Source organism: Polynucleobacter sp. JS-JIR-II-c23 (assembly GCF_035011225.1).
Taxonomy (GTDB): Bacteria; Pseudomonadota; Gammaproteobacteria; order Burkholderiales; family Burkholderiaceae; genus Polynucleobacter.
Window position 1 is genome coordinate 1,773,202 of the sequence record NZ_JAYGQT010000001.1, and the last position, 17,319, is coordinate 1,790,520.

At 45.8% G+C, this 17,319-nt stretch carries 19 protein-coding genes; 7 read left to right on the top strand and 12 right to left on the bottom strand.

Annotated features, from left to right (window positions below):
- Complete coding sequence (locus tag VC159_RS09025) at positions 1 to 918, bottom strand: EamA family transporter (protein WP_215359279.1); 918 nt, start codon at positions 916 to 918, stop codon at positions 1 to 3.
- Entirely contained in the window at positions 911 to 2,536 is a 1,626-nt protein-coding gene (locus VC159_RS09030; protein ID WP_323473340.1) for a GMC family oxidoreductase, read from the bottom strand. Before VC159_RS09030 ends, VC159_RS09025 begins: the two co-directional genes overlap by 8 nt.
- Before the next feature lie 129 nt (positions 2,537 to 2,665).
- Here VC159_RS09030 and yjgA point away from each other — a divergent pair, with 129 nt between their 5' ends.
- On the top strand, positions 2,666 to 3,193 hold the full coding sequence (yjgA, locus tag VC159_RS09035; protein ID WP_323473341.1) for a ribosome biogenesis factor YjgA: 528 nt from the start codon (positions 2,666 to 2,668) through the stop codon (positions 3,191 to 3,193).
- On the opposite strand, the gene VC159_RS09040 is transcribed toward yjgA, so the two are convergent.
- The 7 genes from VC159_RS09040 to pcaD form a co-directional block, all read right to left on the bottom strand.
- A complete protein-coding gene (locus tag VC159_RS09040) occupies positions 3,190 to 4,278 on the bottom strand; it encodes an acyltransferase (RefSeq protein ID WP_323473342.1) in 1,089 nt (362 codons plus the stop codon). The two genes, yjgA and VC159_RS09040, sit on opposite strands and share 4 nt — an antisense overlap.
- 40 nt (positions 4,279 to 4,318) lie before the next feature.
- A complete protein-coding gene (locus VC159_RS09045; protein ID WP_323473343.1) occupies positions 4,319 to 4,918 on the bottom strand; it encodes a c-type cytochrome in 600 nt (199 codons plus the stop codon).
- Positions 4,915 to 6,153 (bottom strand): PQQ-dependent sugar dehydrogenase, encoded by a 1,239-nt coding sequence (locus tag VC159_RS09050; protein ID WP_323473344.1) that lies wholly within the window; start codon positions 6,151 to 6,153, stop codon positions 4,915 to 4,917. Before VC159_RS09050 ends, VC159_RS09045 begins: the two co-directional genes overlap by 4 nt.
- Before the next feature lie 109 nt (positions 6,154 to 6,262).
- Entirely contained in the window at positions 6,263 to 8,392 is a 2,130-nt protein-coding gene (locus VC159_RS09055) for a TonB-dependent receptor (RefSeq protein ID WP_323473345.1), read from the bottom strand.
- Positions 8,393 to 8,453: 61 nt separating this feature from the next.
- Positions 8,454 to 8,624, bottom strand: coding sequence for a hypothetical protein (locus VC159_RS09060; RefSeq protein ID WP_323473346.1), 171 nt, complete (start codon positions 8,622 to 8,624; stop codon positions 8,454 to 8,456).
- Between the two features lie 49 nt (positions 8,625 to 8,673).
- Positions 8,674 to 9,252 carry an HdeD family acid-resistance protein gene (locus VC159_RS09065; protein ID WP_323473347.1) on the bottom strand — a complete coding sequence of 193 codons (579 nt, stop codon included), beginning with the start codon at positions 9,250 to 9,252 and terminating at the stop codon, positions 8,674 to 8,676.
- 57 nt (positions 9,253 to 9,309) lie between these two features.
- Positions 9,310 to 10,125 (bottom strand): 3-oxoadipate enol-lactonase, encoded by an 816-nt coding sequence (pcaD, locus tag VC159_RS09070; protein ID WP_323473348.1) that lies wholly within the window; start codon positions 10,123 to 10,125, stop codon positions 9,310 to 9,312.
- 90 nt (positions 10,126 to 10,215) lie between these two features.
- Between pcaD and VC159_RS09075 the strand changes: the two genes are divergently transcribed.
- From VC159_RS09075 to VC159_RS09090, 4 genes are read left to right on the top strand one after another with little or no spacing between them, the layout of a single operon-like run.
- The gene (locus VC159_RS09075; RefSeq protein ID WP_323473349.1) at positions 10,216 to 11,211 is read left to right on the top strand and encodes a tripartite tricarboxylate transporter substrate binding protein; all 996 of its coding nucleotides are present in this window, start codon (positions 10,216 to 10,218) and stop codon (positions 11,209 to 11,211) included.
- Positions 11,198 to 12,127, top strand: coding sequence for an amidohydrolase family protein (locus VC159_RS09080; protein ID WP_323473350.1), 930 nt, complete (start codon positions 11,198 to 11,200; stop codon positions 12,125 to 12,127). The genes VC159_RS09075 and VC159_RS09080 overlap by 14 nt, the downstream gene beginning before the upstream one ends.
- 49 nt (positions 12,128 to 12,176) lie before the next feature.
- Positions 12,177 to 12,401: a hypothetical protein gene (locus tag VC159_RS09085; protein ID WP_215362693.1), complete on the top strand. Its 225-nt coding sequence runs from the start codon at positions 12,177 to 12,179 to the stop codon at positions 12,399 to 12,401.
- Positions 12,402 to 12,403: 2 nt separating this feature from the next.
- Positions 12,404 to 12,775: a hypothetical protein gene (locus VC159_RS09090; RefSeq protein ID WP_323473351.1), complete on the top strand. Its 372-nt coding sequence runs from the start codon at positions 12,404 to 12,406 to the stop codon at positions 12,773 to 12,775.
- 80 nt (positions 12,776 to 12,855) lie between these two features.
- On the opposite strand, the gene VC159_RS09095 is transcribed toward VC159_RS09090, so the two are convergent.
- The 3 genes from VC159_RS09095 to VC159_RS09105 form a co-directional block, all read right to left on the bottom strand.
- A complete protein-coding gene (locus VC159_RS09095) occupies positions 12,856 to 13,158 on the bottom strand; it encodes a HigA family addiction module antitoxin (protein WP_323473352.1) in 303 nt (100 codons plus the stop codon).
- Positions 13,159 to 13,168: 10 nt separating this feature from the next.
- Positions 13,169 to 13,447: a type II toxin-antitoxin system RelE/ParE family toxin gene (locus VC159_RS09100; protein ID WP_323473353.1), complete on the bottom strand. Its 279-nt coding sequence runs from the start codon at positions 13,445 to 13,447 to the stop codon at positions 13,169 to 13,171.
- A 133-nt stretch (positions 13,448 to 13,580) separates the two neighbouring features.
- Positions 13,581 to 14,858 carry a serine hydrolase domain-containing protein gene (locus tag VC159_RS09105; protein ID WP_323473354.1) on the bottom strand — a complete coding sequence of 426 codons (1,278 nt, stop codon included), beginning with the start codon at positions 14,856 to 14,858 and terminating at the stop codon, positions 13,581 to 13,583.
- A gap of 179 nt (positions 14,859 to 15,037) precedes the next feature.
- On the opposite strand from VC159_RS09105, the gene VC159_RS09110 reads away from it, so the two are divergent.
- Together VC159_RS09110 and VC159_RS09115 are read left to right on the top strand one after the other, a co-directional pair.
- Positions 15,038 to 16,741 (top strand): nitrite/sulfite reductase, encoded by a 1,704-nt coding sequence (locus VC159_RS09110; RefSeq protein WP_323473355.1) that lies wholly within the window; start codon positions 15,038 to 15,040, stop codon positions 16,739 to 16,741.
- The gene (locus VC159_RS09115; protein ID WP_323473356.1) at positions 16,738 to 17,304 is read left to right on the top strand and encodes a DUF934 domain-containing protein; all 567 of its coding nucleotides are present in this window, start codon (positions 16,738 to 16,740) and stop codon (positions 17,302 to 17,304) included. Before VC159_RS09110 ends, VC159_RS09115 begins: the two co-directional genes overlap by 4 nt.
- Positions 17,305 to 17,319: the final 15 nt, after the last annotated feature.

A 17,319-nucleotide genomic window follows, 5' to 3' on the forward strand; every position in this document is an offset into this window, starting at 1 on the left:
TTATAAAAATTGCCGTTTCAGGCTGCGTTCAATGTTTGGCCAAAAAAGGTTGATGATTAGCCCAACGATCACCAAGCCTGCTGCCAGGATCTTCCAGAGAGGCAAAGACTCCCCCAGGAAATAGGCTGCTGCCCCCATGCCAAAAACAGGCACCAGCAAAGGCGCAGGTGCCACCACTGCCGCTGGATGCTTGGAAAGAAGCCAGGCCCAAGCCGAATAACCAAAGATGGTGTTTCCCCAAGACTGCCAAAGAACACCAGCCCATGCCCCTACTGGTGCTGAGGTTAAAGAAGTGCTCATATGCTCCCACCCGCCCTCAAAAAGGAAGGAAATTGCAAATAAGGGAGGAATCGCAAAAGCGCTCGCCCAAACCACGTAAGCCAGCATATTGATGGAACCTGCCCTTCGACTAACCGTATTGGCAACCCCCCAAGAAAAGCCGGTAAATACCACCAAGGCAAGCCCCAAGAAGGTGGTTGTGGCATCTGTATGCAGGGCAATAATCCCTAATCCGGTCATAGCAACCAATACCGCCAGCATTTGGTAAGTACGCAAACGCTCTTTGGCAAAAAACATTGCAAAGCCGATAGTAAAAAATACCTGAGTTTGGATCACCAGAGAAGCTAGGCCCGGGGAGATTCGGCCATCGATCGCAAAGTACAGAACTCCGAACTGTCCCACACCTACTGCCAAACCATAAATACAAAGATTGACCCAAGATGTTTTGGGTCTTGGCACAAAGAAGACCAAAGGAAGAAATGCAAAGGTATACCTCAGTGCAGCGAACAAAAATGGTGGAAAAGCTGCGAGTGACAATTTAATGACTACAAAGTTCGTGCCCCATACCGCCACAATAGCCAACGCTAGCAATAAATGACTAGCGGGTAATGAATAGCTTTTCTGTGAAGTCTTAGGCACGCGTCAGTAATTCCGCCACACGCTCAGCGATCATCATTGTAGGAGCGGCAGTATTGCCAGAGGTAATCGTAGGCATGGCCGAAGCGTCAACCACACGCAGATGATGAATGCCCCTCACACGCAATTCAGAATCAAGCACGGCTATCGGATCATCTGCGCGCCCCATCTTGCATGTACCTACCGGATGGAAGATGGTAGTTCCAATATCTCCTGCCGCTTTAACCAACTCATCATCCGTTTGATATTGCATACCTGGTTTATATTCTTCTGGCGCATAAGGACCCAGTGCGGCCTGCCGGGCAATCTTACGAGTTAAGCGTAAAGACTCTACTGCCACCTTACGATCTTCATCCGTCGACAAATAATTTGGACTAATCACTGGTGGCGCCTCGGGATCGGTCGAGTTGATGTGAACACTTCCCCGCGAGGTAGGGCGTACATTACAAACACTTGCTGTGAAGGCGTTAAATGAATGCAAATCTTCACCAAACTTTTCTAGAGACAAAGGTTGCACGTGATACTCAACGTTGGCACTCTTTTGTTCTGGCGAGCTATACGCAAATACGCCTAACTGTGATGGCGCCATCGACATTGGGCCAGATCGCTTGAAGAGATACTCCAAGCCTATCATCATCTTTCCTAAAAGCGTATTGGCTTTAGTGTTCAAGGTCTTAATGCCATTCACCTTGTAAACCATTCGCAGCTGTAAATGATCCTGTAAGTTTTCGCCAACGCCTGGGAGATCAGCGATAACTGGGATGCCCAATTGATTGAGATGTGCAGAAGCGCCAACACCGGAGCGCTCTAGAATTTGCACGCTACCAATTGCACCAGCGCAGAGCAATACTTCTCCACCCTGCTCGATGGCACACAATGCCTCGCAGGGTTGACCATCCTTGATGTATTCAACTCCAAGACAATTTTTAGTGGCAGGATCAATTTTGAGCTTGGTCACAATGGCTTGAGTTAATACTGTGAGATTGGGTCGCTTTGCTGCATCCCTTAAAAAAGCTTTGGAAGTATTTAAGCGCCAACCAGCGCGCTGACTGACATCGAAGTAACCCACGCCAAAGTTATCACCACAATTAAAGTCCTCTGAAGCCGGAATACCTGCTTCAACTGCAGCCTCTTTAAACCGATCCATGATGGGCCAACGTAAGCGCTGCTTTGAAACAGTCCACTCACCACCCTTACCATGCCACTCATTTGCAGCGCTATGGTAATCCTCAAATGACTTGTAACGCTTAAGCGCATTTTCCCAAGACCAAGAATCGTCACCAGTTGCCTGCACCCAAGACTCGTAGTCACCCGCTTGACCACGCATATAAATCATGCCGTTGATGGATGAACATCCGCCCAAAACACGGCCACGCGGATATAACAAAGATCGTCCGTTTAAGCCTTTCTCAGCAGCTGTTTTAAAACGCCAATCTGCCCTTGGGTTATCAATGCAATATAAGTATCCAACTGGAATATGGATCCAGATGTAATTGTCATTCTTACCCGCTTCAATCAGCAGGACTTTTTTACTAGGGTTCTCAGTCAAGCGCTTAGCCAGCATGCAGCCAGCACTACCTGCTCCAATAATGATGTAATCGTAAGTATTTGCTTGAGTCATGTTCTTTAAGTCAAATAGTGCGTTATTCAATGATTACCAGTGATTCTCCAGTGTTGATGCCTATTATTTACCAAACTAGAAAATAAGGCATCTTCAGGAATTACTTGAATACCCGTCTAAAATAGCCATATGCATATTAATGAGAAGAATCGCACTCCCAAGCTAGCTGACCCTGATGATGGGCCCAGCAAGTCAGAGTTAAAGCGCCAAATGACTGAGCGCCAGAAATTGGCTGAAGTTTTGGCGGCTTTGAGCAGTGATGCCTTAAAAACGATTCCTCTTGATGAGGCAATCAAAGCCGCTATTGCGGAAACCAACAAAATTAAGAGTTTTGAAGCGATTCGTCGCCATAAGCAATATCTTGGCAAACTCATGCGCTTCTTAGATGAAGAAGAATTAGACGCGATCCAAAAGCGCTTGGATGCGATTCAAGGTATAAGCAAAGCCGAGACTGCAAAGCTACATTTCTTAGAAAGCTATCGCGATAGACTTATTGCGAATGATGAAGCCTTCACCAAGATGATTGAACAATATCCCGATATGGATATTCAGAATATGCGCACCTTAATTCGGAACGCGCGTCGTGAGAAAGAACAAAACAAGCCACCCAAGGCTTACCGCGAAATTTTTCGCGTTCTGAAAGATATGGGTCTTTAAAGCTTGATCTTACGAGCAGGCACTTCTACCCAGCGATAAAGATAGGTTGCCGTCACCCAGCTAGCAACTACAGCAACCAACATCAAGGCAAGCGCCATGACACCATCATGCAAGCCGCTCATTCCCCAAGCGATATATAGCGTATTTGCCAGCAATACAAACGAGAAATGGATTAGGAAAGCGCAGTACGATCTTCTGCTCCCCCAGAGAATGACATTGACCAGCTTGTGTTTTCTGGACTGATGTTGAGGGCGTTTGTGGTCTTGCTTCTGATCTTTGTAAGCCGAGTCTCCCCAAAGAATGAGAGCAATGGCAACTAAATAGGCCAATATGTTTCTGAGCCAAACTTGGTGAAAGCTTGAAACAACAATGACTAGACCAATCCCTACAAACATGATTTTGGCAAATCGATTTACCGTGGAGTCAGGATAATTCTTGCAGAGTTGTGCCAGCACACCCAGTCCATAGGCTCCTATAAAGTAAATGAAGTAGTTTTCATAAGCGCCAGAGCGATTAAAAAATAGCAAGGATGCAACGCAGAGTACCAACAGCATCCATATCAGGGAGCGAAAACCAGGAAACATCCCCAACATGATTGCCAGAATGGCATACAGCTGCCAATCAATCGCCACATACCAAACGCCAGCAGAAATTGAATCTAAGCCTAAGATGCCTTGGAGAAAAAATAAATGGGCTAAGAACTGACCCAGGGTTTCTGATTCACCAACAAATTCATCCTGAACCCAAAAGCGTGCAATCCAAGCACACAAAATCGTAAGAATGAGCGCCACTACATAGGGCGCAAATAATCGCAAGTAACGATTAAAGATGACTTTCAACACATTACGGGCATTCTTCAGATCAGTCGAACGGGTCAGTGATTGGGCAGCCAAATAGCCACCCATCACTAAAAAGATTTGCACTGCGTAACGACCATACTCAAACAACCAAGACATTACCCCCGGGAGTAGCAGCCGTACATCTTCTGCAATTTGGCCATAACTCGAAAAATGGTGAAGAATAATTGTTAAGGCTGCGAATGTCTTTAAAAAATCGACGAGAAGAAAATGGTTTTTGGACTGCAATGAAAATATTGAATAAAGGGTTGATCGGGGGCCGCTTGAACTACTTCAAAGAAGCAGCATAGGCAGCCAAGGCATCAATATCATCATCGCTGAGGCCGCGTGCTGCACTACCCATTGTGCCATCCATATCAATTCGCGCACCAGATCGAATATTCTTTAGCTGAGTAATGAGATATTCCTTGGATTGCCCAGCCAAACGTGCAATGTGTTTCTGTCCTTGAAGCTGTGGACCATGACAGGAGTTGCAATACTGGGTACTAGAGATTTGTTGGCCTTTGGCAATTTGATCAGCGTTACCTGATTTTGCAGGCGGCGCAGGCAAGCTAGCAAAGTAAGCAGCGATGTCTCGCATATCTTGATCACTGAGTGGTGCCGCAAGAGCCTCCATTGCCCCACCCTTACGCTGCTGCCCTCTAAACTGAATCAACTGATAAGTAATGGATAGCGGTGGCTGCGCTGCAAGATTAGGGATATCTGGTGATATGGAGATGCCATCCTCACCATGACAAGCAAAACAAGTTTGCGCTTTTACTTTTCCAGCTGCTGCATCAGGAGGTGCTGCATAGATAACCGGTGATAAACAAAGGGTAGTAAAAAAGGCCACCCCAAGGATGGCCTTAGTGCTGATTACAAATTTCATTTACCGTAAGACACGCGGAAGATTGCACCGGTCTCATCATCGGATACCAACATAGAACCGTCTTTGAGCATTTGCACATCTACTGGACGACCCCAGAACTTATCACCCTCAAGCCAGCCTGTAACAAACGGCTCAGACTTAACAACTTTATTCTGAGAATCTAAGACCACGCGAACAACTTGATAGCCTACGCGCTGGGTCTTATTCCAAGAGCCATGTTCAGCAATAAAGATATTGCCTTTATAGTCTGCCGGGAATTGTTTGCCGTTATAAAAACGCATACCCAATGCTGCTACATGAGCGCCTAAGTTGTACACAGGCTTATCAAACTCCTCGCATGAACGACCCTTACCAAACTCAGGATCCAAAAAGTCGCCTTGATGGCAGAACGGATAACCAAAGTTCATCCCTTTAGGGCGCACCAAGCGGTTCAAAGTATCGCCTGGCTTATCTTCAGCAGCCCAGTCACGTCCATTGTTTGTAAACCAGAGCTCTTTGCTTCCGGGCTGGAAGTCCATGCCCACACTATTACGTACGCCAGATGCTACTGTTTCTAAAATATTGGTTTTTAGGTTCAGTCTTACGATCGTGGCATGAGTCACTGGTTGCACAACAATATTCGCAGGCGTACCAATTTGGAAATACAAATATTGGCCATCAGGGCTCAGCTTCATGAACTTCCAGCCATGTGGCTCGTCTTTAGGAAGCGCATCGAACACCACCACTGGTGCTGGTGGGTTATCTAAATTCTTCTCAATATTGTCATAACGAATAATGCGTGAGAGTTCGGCCACATAAAGCGAGCCATTCACAAAGGCAACGCCATTGGGACGATGCAAGCCTTTGGCAATAGTCTTCACTTCGCGCTTGCCGTCTTTAGTCACCACCGCATAAACATTGCCAGTAAAGCGAGTACCTACATAAACAGTGCCACTTGGAGACTCTGTCATTGAGCGGCCATTAGGCATACCGGATGCCCACAGCTCTACCTTAAATCCAGCCGGCACTTTTAACTTGCTTACTGGAATCTCATCCGCAGGCATAGCAGAGATGCCAGGAGGATTGGGAGCCAATGAAGGATTCATGCCATCCGCAGTTCTGCCTTGTGCCCAGGTTGGTGGAATACCGCTAGCTGGTGCAGCAGCAGGAGCTTGTGCGCCGGCAATACTAACGACTGCCATGCCGGCAGCAAACATTAGTGCTTGAAGTGTGTTGTGCTTCATGTTCTGCTTCATTCTGAATCTCCCATAATCTTGTTTATTTTTATTAATAAGACAATGCTATAGCATTTTTGTACATCTAATTTAACCTATTCAATCTATTGCAGCGCAACAAATCGCTTACTTAAAACTGAAGGCGCGCCCCCACGGTAATTGCTTGCGGCATGCCTGCTTGATAAGCTGACGCTTGAGAGGCAATATTGAAGGTAACGTACTGACGATTAAATAAGTTCACCACCGATGCAAAAACAGAGGCCTGCTGTGTCAACTGGTAATTAGCTCTAAGACCAACAATCGCATAAGCAGGCACAGGCAATGAGCCAGTCGACATCCAGGAATTGCCTACATAGCGAACCGATGTACTTATGCTTGCCTGCGGAACTGGGTAATAAGTTATTCCAGCATTGGCCATATGTTTAGGAACACCGCCCACCTGCGCATTAATTGGATCAGTTGTTGCGGTCCAAGTCAGGATGGTATTTGTATAGCTATAACCGCTATCAAGAGCCCATTGCGCATTTACATCTTGGTGATACTGCAGCTCAATACCTCTACTTAAGAGATTCTGCTGGTTAGTGTAGTAGCTAACATTTGTGTAGCCACCCGTACTTGCGCTACAACCCGAAATACCCGCAGTAGCACAAAGGCTAGTAGCGGAAGCAGCATTCGCATTGGTGATTCTGTAGCTCGCAATAGCGTTCTGAATGTAATTATTGAAAGCCGTTAGTTGCGCAAAACCACTCTTCCATCGATAGTCTGTTCCAACTTCATACCCCGTCATCGTCTCAGGCGTTAAGTTAGGATTAGCCAAAGAATAGCCACTCACTGAATTTCCATAACTACGTAGTGTGTTATTCATACTGGGTGCATGAAAGGCTTGATAGGCTGCACTACGTAAATCCCAATTTTGCGTTGCCTTATAAAGCAACCCCAAGGATGGGCTCAACTGTGTCTTACTTTGATTGGGGACGGCTTGATACAGAGGATTTACGCCATTCGTGCCCGCGTTATAGGATGTTGGCGTTTGGCTATTCCATGAATCAACTCGCGCGCCCAATGTTGCTTCCAGAGGTATAGCGCTGGCACTAGATTTGATTTGGCCAAGAAGGCCATAAAAATTTTGCTGACCTTGTGCATAACTCACAGAGTTCACGGCACCAGTAGTAGCAAGATTATTGGTTTGGTTTGATGCTGAAATATTTCTGGCATCCACCCCAACGATGTACTGATCAATCCCTGCCACTTTTAGGTCATGGGTGTATTGCGCTGAGGCGCCTACAGTTGAATAAGGATCGGTGTAGTTCGCATTGATATAAGGGTTATTGGGCGCCTTACTTAAATTGTTTGCAGTTTGCTTGTAGAAATTAGTGTTCTGATAGTACACATTAACCTGTACTTTTTTATTTACATCCAAATTAGTAGTAGATCCACCCGCAACGTCTGCCATCTGAATTAAGTTAGGCGCAATGGCATAGTTATTGCTTAAATCCGCCATTGTGCTGTAGCCCAATCTCAAGAAAGCATTCGTGTCTTGCGTGGGCTTAAAGTAATTTTGGAGGCGGATATTAGTATTCTTAACGGCATCAGTACCCATGCCATTTTTAATATTGCTGGGAGATCCTGGAGATATCGTGGCGTAGTTCTGAAAGCCTTCACTAGAAAAGTAGTCTGCCGAGAAACGCATCTGCAGCGCATCTGAAACAATTAAGTCCTTTGAAGCCGCGACATTGCCTGTAGAAAATGATCCATAACTAGCCGAGACATCTTGACCACTGTTTTTAGGGGTCTTGGTGTTGATATTAATCACACCGCCCATCCCATAGTTTCCCCATAAGCTAGAAACCCCACCACGTACAAATTCCACTGACTCAATCGATGACATGGGAACCAAATTCCACTGCACCGTTCCATAGAAGGCATCATTCGCTGGTAAGCCATCAATTAACACCAAGGTGCGGCCATAGCCCAAGCCACGCACGTTAATACTCTGACCTGTTGGGTCTTTTTGGTAATACGGTACGTCGTTTAAGAAAACCCCGGGCACATTCTTCAGGACTTGATCAATGGTTTGATCGGGCGAAGACTCTAGAACCTCTTTTGTCAGAATCGTTGTATTCAAAGACATCTGATCAAGAGGTGTGCCAGAGCGGGTTGCGCTTACTACGACATCGCTGAGTTTTTGATCGTAATCTGGTGGAGGTTGAATTTGTGCAACTACTGCGCTGGATACAGCAAGCAAAATCAGTGTCGACACGCAAGATTTGAGGGGCGCCCTCTGACGTATGTCCAATGTCTCTCTACACATAAGCAAACAACTACTTAGATTTAGCCTTACCCATCAAAGAAACCAGCAAGGGATTAGCACTTACTAATTCTTTTTTGGATTTAGCCTTATCAGCTGCGCCTAGCTTAGGAGTCTTGGCGGCGTTCTTCATCTGCTGCGCAGTTGCCAAAGCTAGGTTTTTATACAGGTCTGTTTTTTTCATGGTCATAATTAGGACTCTCTACTCTAGCGCACTAATTAAGCTTAGCGCATTACTTAATTAATGAGCGAGCTGCTAAGCCCATAAACAACAATGACCAACCTTGCAGCAAAAGCTCAATGGCGATCAACATGCCAGGAAGCCAAAGGCTAGACTCTGGATAGCCATTCATAATCAGCACGCCCATCAAGATAGAGATTGCTGAAGACAGCACTAACCAGAACCATTCACGGAAATGACGATGCTGAAATGCTGAGATTAAGCGTAAAGCGCCCGTTACAAAAAAGATGGCAGCAAGCCATAAGGTAATTGCTTCAAGCGCCGGAATTGGAAAGGCCCAGGTAAATATTGCAGCTGCGATGTAAAGGGCAGCCAAAACAAGTTGCACTCCGACACTTTTCCAGCCATGTGATTTTAAAGCATGGGCGCCTTGCAATAAACCTCCAGCAAACAAGAAGATGCCCAGAATATTGACTGAGATAAAAGAAAACAGTGTTTGACCTGCGATACCAATCATGCCAAGCACGATGAATAAAATTCCAAGCCCAATTAAAGCGCCAGGAACCTTAGCAGCTGCACCCAATACTTTTGCACGGAGCTCTTGAATCTGAGCGTTAGATAATTCGGTCATAAAGGTTCTTTCTTTTCTTAATCTATGCTTTTAATACATCCAAATAATACAAACGAATTACAAAGTGTCAGCAACGGAATCGATGAATTGTCGTACCGTCTTATTAAAGGCTTCCGGCTGCTCAATATTCGATAAGTGAGCCGCTTCCTCCAGTATCACCATTTTGGAGTTATCTATTAAACGATTTAAAACAATGCCTTGCTCAACAGTACAGGCTGGATCAGATCGCCCGGATAATACTAGGGTGGGAGTCTTAATCTTTAGCAACATTGTACTTTGTGTCATATCACGTACTGCACTGCCGCAAGCCATATAGCCGTCAACGCTGGTACCCAAAATCATTTGGCGTACCTTTTCGATTTCTTGAGGAGCGCGTTCAATAAATGGCGCAGTAAACCAGCGCTTAATCGTGCCATCAACCAATCCGGCGATACCTTGTGAGCGGGCAATTTCAAAACGCTCCTCCCATAAGCTCCGTGGTGGCATTTCTGAAGCGGTATTGCAAAGTGACAATGAGAGAATTCGATCAGGGAAGCGTGCTCCTAATTGCTGACCAATCATGCCACCAATAGATAGGCCCATAAAGTGAGCCTTCTGTATACCAAGAGCATCCAATAGACCGATTGCATCATCCGCTAATTGGGCAATGGTGCAAGGGCCAGCACTAAGGCCAGAACCGCCGTGCCCTCTTTTGTCGTAGCGTAATACGCGATAGCGGTCTGCTAATGCAGGGATATTGCCATCCCACATACTGCCATTAGCCATCAAACTATTTGCTACCAGCAAAACAGGGGCGTCTTGTGGGCCATCAAAACGATAGGCAATATCGACACCGTTTACTTTAATAATTTTCTGATCCTGCATTTGAGTCATTTATCTCCACCTTATCTCAAACTCTATTTATCTATTTCTCAGAGCATGTTAGATTATCCAACGAAACTATAAAAATACTCAGGAGACAATATGTTTACAACACTCAGATGTGGGCGAGGTGCCCATAAGCTCAATCGCCTTATCCTCACCTTTGGCCTTACTTTTGGGGTGAGCCTTGCTTTCGCACAAAGCTACCCCAACCGCACCGTAAAAATGATTGTCCCTCTCACTACAGGCTCTGGCGCCGATATTGCTGGACGGGTTGTAGCAAAAAGTCTCACAGAAACGTGGAAACAACCAGTCATTATTGAAAATCGGCCTGGTGCTGGTGGGCTGATTGGCACCGGAGTAGTTGTGAACTCAGATCCAGACGGATATACCTTATTAGTTCAGTCAGCCTCCTACGCAGCCAACCCTGCAATTTATAAGAAGCTTCCTTACGACCCGCTCAAGAGTTTGGTTGATGTTGCGATTTTGGGTCAAACGCCTTATGTCATGATTACCGCGGCAGATAGTCCATACCAATCTATTCGCGATCTAGTGCTTGCTGCCAAATCTAAACCTGATGAAATAACTTTCGCCTCCGCTGGCGTTGGTAGCTCAACACATCTGGCAGCAGAATATTTCAATCAAATGATGGGCATCAAACTCATTCATGTTCCCTACAAGGGATCGCCCGAAGCTATTCAGGATACGATGTCTGGCCGCACCGCTTTTTATATGGCACCTTTAGATACCGCTATTGGTCAACTCAAAGGCGGCAAACTCCGCGCCCTAGGTGTTACCAGTAAAACTCGTAATCCCGCTATCCCAGACATCCCAAGTGTTGCCGAACAAGGCTATGCCAACTTTGAAATTGGTTTGTGGTTTGGAGTTTGGGCGCCCGCTGCAACACCGCCAGCAGTTGTAAAAAAGATTAACAAAGACATTAATCAAGCCATGCAAGATCCTGAAGTCAAAACTGCATACGAGACTAAAGGTATTAAGGCAACACCAATGAGCCCAGCAGAATTTACTAAGTTTGTCCGTGAAGAGATGGGCAAGTATCAAAAGATCGCTAAAGAAGCTGCAATTGAGCCCCAGTAATACAGCGCCCCTTTGCCAAGCGCCAAATTCGGAAATACGGTCTCCACAGATCGAATTTCCGGCTGGGGCCGTGGATTGCCATGCTCATGTTTGTGGACCTGCCACTCAGTTTCCTTATTCACAAGAACGCATCTATACGCCACCGGATGCCACGCTAGAAAGTTATCAAGCGCTCTTAAGCATGCTGAAAGTAGACCGAGCTGTTCTAGTGCAACCTAGCGTTTATGGCACAGATAACAGTGCGATGCTAGCCGCACTGAATTCGCATCCACAAAAGTTTCGTGGCGTTGCTGTTATTTCCAGTGACCCCAAGACAGTAACTGATGAAGACCTTGCTAACTTACATGCTGCCGGAGTTCGCGGCTTACGTTGCAACATTGTCGATATCGCCGATAAGTCTGCCGGACTACCCATTGAACAACTTCGAAATTTAGCGAACCGTATCAAGGCATTTGGGTGGCACTTAGAGTTGTTGATGCATGTTAATGAGTATCCCAGTCTTGCTAAAACTTTCGCAGACTTTCCAGTGGATTTGGTTTTCGGTCACTTTGGTTATGCCCATGCAAAACATGGCGTTAACGATAAGGGGTTTCAGGGACTTATCGAGTTAATGAAAAACCAACGCGCATGGGTCAAGATGACTGGGCCATATCGTATCTGCGATGGCGATCTTCCTTATGTTGATATGCGCCCATTCTCAGATGCCGTGATTAATGCAAATCCTAGCCGTCTCATCTGGGGAAGCGACTGGCCCCATGTTATGGTCAAGAAGCAAATGCCGCACGACGCCGACTTATGCGACCTCCTTGGGGAGTGGGTGCATGATGAAAACCTCAGAAATTCGATCTTGGTCAATAACCCCTGTATCCTATATGACTTCCCGGCTTTCAATAAGCCAAATAGCCTCAATCCTTAGAAATACAGGTCGCCACTTTTGCAATTAGTCAGAAAGATTACAAACAAATATGGACAATACCCTCACCGTTATCTTAGGCATTGTTGCCATACTTCTGCCTCTGGTTGTAGGTCGCCTTTTCTGGAAACGCTTTGACCATTACTTCGGCAGGGGTGATGAAGCCTACATGGATACTCTCGAGTACTTTCTCAAGAAGATTGGCTCCACCGTTTTAGTTGCCTTTGTCATTTTGTGGATTGGTATGAGCCTTGTATTTAATGGTAGCGCTTCATAAAAATGAGCATCCAACTGAAAGAAGTCCTAGTTAAAGCGCAACTGAACTTTGCGATCTTAGCTTCTATTTTGATCATCGCCGTTTTAGGGAAATTTACCAACCCAGAGCTCACCAATACTATTTTTGTAACTGCCGATCAGTTGGTATCTGAACTCTATTTAGTATTTGTCGCCATTACCTTGGGTGCCTTTATCCCCAATTTCAGACTCGTGGCATTTGGATCGATTACCGCCTTTATAGGCGCAGCCATCTTGATTCACCTGGGAATCTTTACTTATCTCACAACTGAATACTTATTTGCCGTACTGATTGTGGTTCTTGGTTTTGCATCTATCGCTAATCTGTACAGACACTATCGGGAATATGGGCTGTAATGAGATAGCCATTACCACCAAATTCAGCAAAACAATAAGCCCCAAACAACTGGGGCTTTTTTATTTTTCGAGTAAAGCGCTTAGGCAGCCGTTTGAAATACCCGAATACGGGATTCAATTTCCTTCTGTAAAGTTCTTTTTGCAATTCGCATGTCATATTCCGACTGCAAGTTAAGCCAAAAACGCGGCTCCATAGAGAAGAATAATCCCAGGCGTAATGCAGTATCGGCAGTAATTGGCCGAGCGCCATTCACAATCTCACTGATGCGGCTTGGCGAAACGTCAATATCAGCAGCTAATTGCCGGGCAGTAATATCCATTGGCTTCATAAAATCCTCTAACAATATTTCGCCAGGATGAATTTCATCAAGTAATTTTGTCATCGTCATATCCTCAGTGGTAATCCACAATCTCTACGTTATAAGCACCATCTTCTCGCCAAACGAAACAAATGCGCCATTGATTATTAATTCGAATGCTATGTTGCCCCTTGCGCTTTCCACTCAAAGCCTCAAGCATATTCCCCGGGGGTATTCTTAAGTCCAATAAGCTAACCACAGCATGCAACTGCAATAACTTGCGCCTTGCCACCCTCTCGATATTTACAAACCTTCTAGTAGCCTTGCTTTCAAATAAATCCTTGGTAAGTTCACAAGAAAATGAGCGGATCATGCCTTATTTTATTCCGTATAACAGAATCTGTCAAATAGAACTTTTAGCACTTTACTAGCCCTACAGCTCCAAGACCACCCAAGAAAAAAGCCCCAAACAACTGGGGCTTTTTATCTTTAAGCGAGAGACTGAATTACTTCTCTAGCGCCCCATAAATTACTGCGTTAAGTTGCTCACGATGCACCTTACGAATTTCTCCTGGTGCAACACCCATCATCACAACAACCATCTGCTCTTTGGGATCAGCCCAGAAGATGGTTCCGTAAGCGCCGTTCCAAGTGAAGTCGCCAACGTTACCGTTAATGGCTGATAAGCCTCTATCCGTACGCACTGCTACACCCAAGCCGAATCCATAACCCATACGTCCTGGCTCAGTACCACTCACATTGTTCTTAATATCTTTATTGAGATGGTTTGATGTCATGAACGCAACAGTCTGCGGGCCAAGCACGCGCTTACCCTCTAAGCTGCCGCCATTCAGCAACATTTGTCCAAAACGAATGTAATCACCCGCAGTGGAATAAGCGCAGGAACCACCGCAATCAAACTTCACTTTCTGCGAATGAATATCCACCTTCTGTGGCTTGCCAGTCAATGGATCCAGTGGGAGCGGCTGCGCTAAACGCGGACGGTCTTTCTCGGCAAGATCAAAGGTGGTGTTCGGCATACCAACCTTATTCCAAATTCGCTCTTGCATGATCGCGCCCAATGATTTGCTGGCAATTTTTTCTTCAATAATGCCAAGCACATCTAAACCAAAACCATAATCCCAGGCAGTACCAGGCTCATACAACAATGGGTTGCTTGCTAACTTATCGATAAATTCTGCTGCTGTGTATTGCACTGCTGCTGGCGCAGAGCCAGCTGGATATGTCTTATGCACTGGTGTAGCACCACGGCCGCCATACGTTAAGCCATTGGTATGGCGCATGAGATCTTGGACAGTAATCGGATTTTTAGCTGGCACTAAATTGAGCTTTCCATCGCTATCAACTTGGCCTACTTTCATATCCTTAAATTGCGGCAGCCAATTAGAGATCGGCGCATTTAAGGGAAGTTTGCCTTCCTCGTAAAAAGTTAAGGCACTCACTGAGGACATCACTTTGGTCATCGATGCCAAATTGAAAATAGCATCCGTAGTCATCGGCTTGTTGTTGGCCTTATCTAAATAGCCATAAGGTTTAAAGATCGTGAGCTTGCCATTTTTAGAGACCGCTAGAACGGCTCCAGCCATATTATTGGCGGCAATTTGATCCGCAAAGAACGCATCGATTCTCTTGAGACCTTCTTGGCTAAATCCTTGCCCTGGGGTGGCGCTCAAAGGCAATGGTGCTTTTGAGGTATCCGCTGCAAACAGGGTTGTACTGGCTAATAATCCAGCAATAAGGCTGATCGCCCTTAATTTCTTCATCTTTTGTCTCCGCTATTGTTTATCTAATGCAATTCTTGGGGCTTTTTATCCCTCTGAGCCTATTGAAGCAGACTTTTTAAATAACGATCAAATTCAGCATCTTTATATGTATTTAGATATATAGGATCAACTTTTAATTATTTGTAGAAATATCTGTCAAATATGACAATAGCCTCCTTATGTATAAATACGATGCCATTGACCAAACCCTTGTAGATCAACGGGTTGCCCAATTCCGCGACCAGGTTGCTCGTCGCTTAGACGGCACTCTTGCCGAAGAAGAATTCCGTCCGCTACGACTCCAAAATGGTTTGTATCACCAACGGCATGCCTACATGCTGCGCGTTGCCATTCCTTACGGTTTATTTAGTGCAAAGCAATTACGCACGCTGGCACTCATCTCTGAAAAGTATGACCGTGGATATGGTCATTTCACTACACGTCAAAATATTCAATACAACTGGGTAACGTTAGAAGACACTCCAGATATTTTGGCAGAGCTTGCTAAAGTAGAAATGCATGCAATCCAAACTTCTGGAAACTGCATTCGTAACATTACAAGTGATGCCTTTGCTGGGGTTGCTGCGGATGAGTATGTCGACACTCGTCCCATTTGTGAACTCTTGCGCCAATGGTCAACCCTGCATCCAGAGTTTGCACACTTACCGCGTAAATTTAAGTTTGCAGTCAATGGCGCCAAAGAAGATCGCACTGTATTGCTTTGCCACGATGTTGGTATTGAGCTCAAGAAAAATACTGCTGGAGAATTAACTACTGACATCTATGCTGGTGGCGGCATGGGTCGCACCCCGATCCTTGGATCCCTGATTAAACAAGGACTTCCTTGGAATGTACTACCAAGCTATCTCACCGCCCTGCTACGTGTTTATAACCGTTTCGGCAGAAGAGATAATCTTTACAAGGCTCGTATCAAGATTTTGGTCAAAGCCTTGGGTCCAGAAGAATTCGCTCGTCAAGTCGAGGGTGAATGGGCTCACATCAGAAATAGCGATGACAACTTCACTCAAGCGGAATGGGATCGTGTTGCGCAGCATTTCACAAAGCCGGTATACAAGAGCTTGCCTGCATTGAGCGCTGAACAAGTTTTAGCTAGCGCCCCAGAAGTAGAGCGTGCTGCATTTGCTCGTTGGATTGAACGTAACGTCAAGCCACATCAGATCCCAGGTTATGCCAGCGTCATTCTGTCACTCAAACCGCATGGCACAGTAGCACCTGGTGATGCTACTACCGCACAGATGCTTGCTATTGCCGACCTTTCAGATCAATACAGTTTTGGTGAACTGCGTGCTACCCATGAGCAAAACTTAGTATTAGCCGATGTTGAGCAAGCCAAGTTATTTGAACTCTGGCAAGAGGCCAAGAAGCAAAAAGTCGCCCTACCAAACATTGGCTTGTTGACTGACATCATTGCCTGTCCTGGCGGCGACTTCTGCTCATTAGCAAATGCCAAGTCCTTGCCGATTGCCAAAGCGATTCAAGAGCGCTTTGATGATTTGGATTATTTATTTGATTTGGGCAACATCAGCCTGAACATCTCTGGCTGCATTAACTCCTGTGGCCACCACCACGTGGGCAATATTGGCGTGCTCGGTGTCGATAAAGACGGTGAAGAGTGGTATCAGATCACATTGGGTGGCGAGCAAGGCAGTGATGCCTCAATTGGTAAAGTCATTGGCCCTTCTTTCTACGCCGATGAAATCCCAGATGTCATCACTAATGTGATCAATACCTATGTAGGCGAGCGTAGTGGCGATGAGCCATTTATTGAAACCTATCGTCGCATTGGAGTAGCACCCTTTAAAGAAGCAGCATACAAGAACGCTAAGAAAAAAGAGAGAGCGGCTGAAGGGGGTGTTGCATGAGTCAACTGAATATCACCTCCCATCAAGAGATTTTGCATTTCCCTAAAGGTGGCAAACCCACCCTCGCTCCAAATGAATGGCAAGTATGGAGCGGCAGCCAAGACGAAGGTGGTTTACCTGACTTGGAGCATGGTGCCCACAAAGTATTGGTGCCGTTTACATGGTGGCTTGAACATCATCATGAAGCAGATGTGATTAGTAAAACCCAGAATGGTCAGATTGGTGTGTGGTTTGCCACTGATGATGACATTCTGAAACACGCCGATGTGATTGAAGCAGGCAAACAGGTCTGGCCCTTAGTGGCAGCACACTTCCCCATTTTTAGAGATGGTCGCAGCTTTAGCACTGCCGCCTTATTGCGTAACCGTTTTGCTTGGCAAGGTGAGATCCGCGCTATTGGTGATGTGTTGATTGATCAGCTCCTACAGGGCGCTCGTGTTGGCTTTGATAGCTTTGGCTTACGTCCCGATCAAAAACTGGATGTCGCCTTAAAACAGTTTGATTTGTATACAGTCACCACCCAAAATAGCTGGCGTGATCAGCGTTCAACATTAAGCGCCTAGGAAATAGATTCCGTG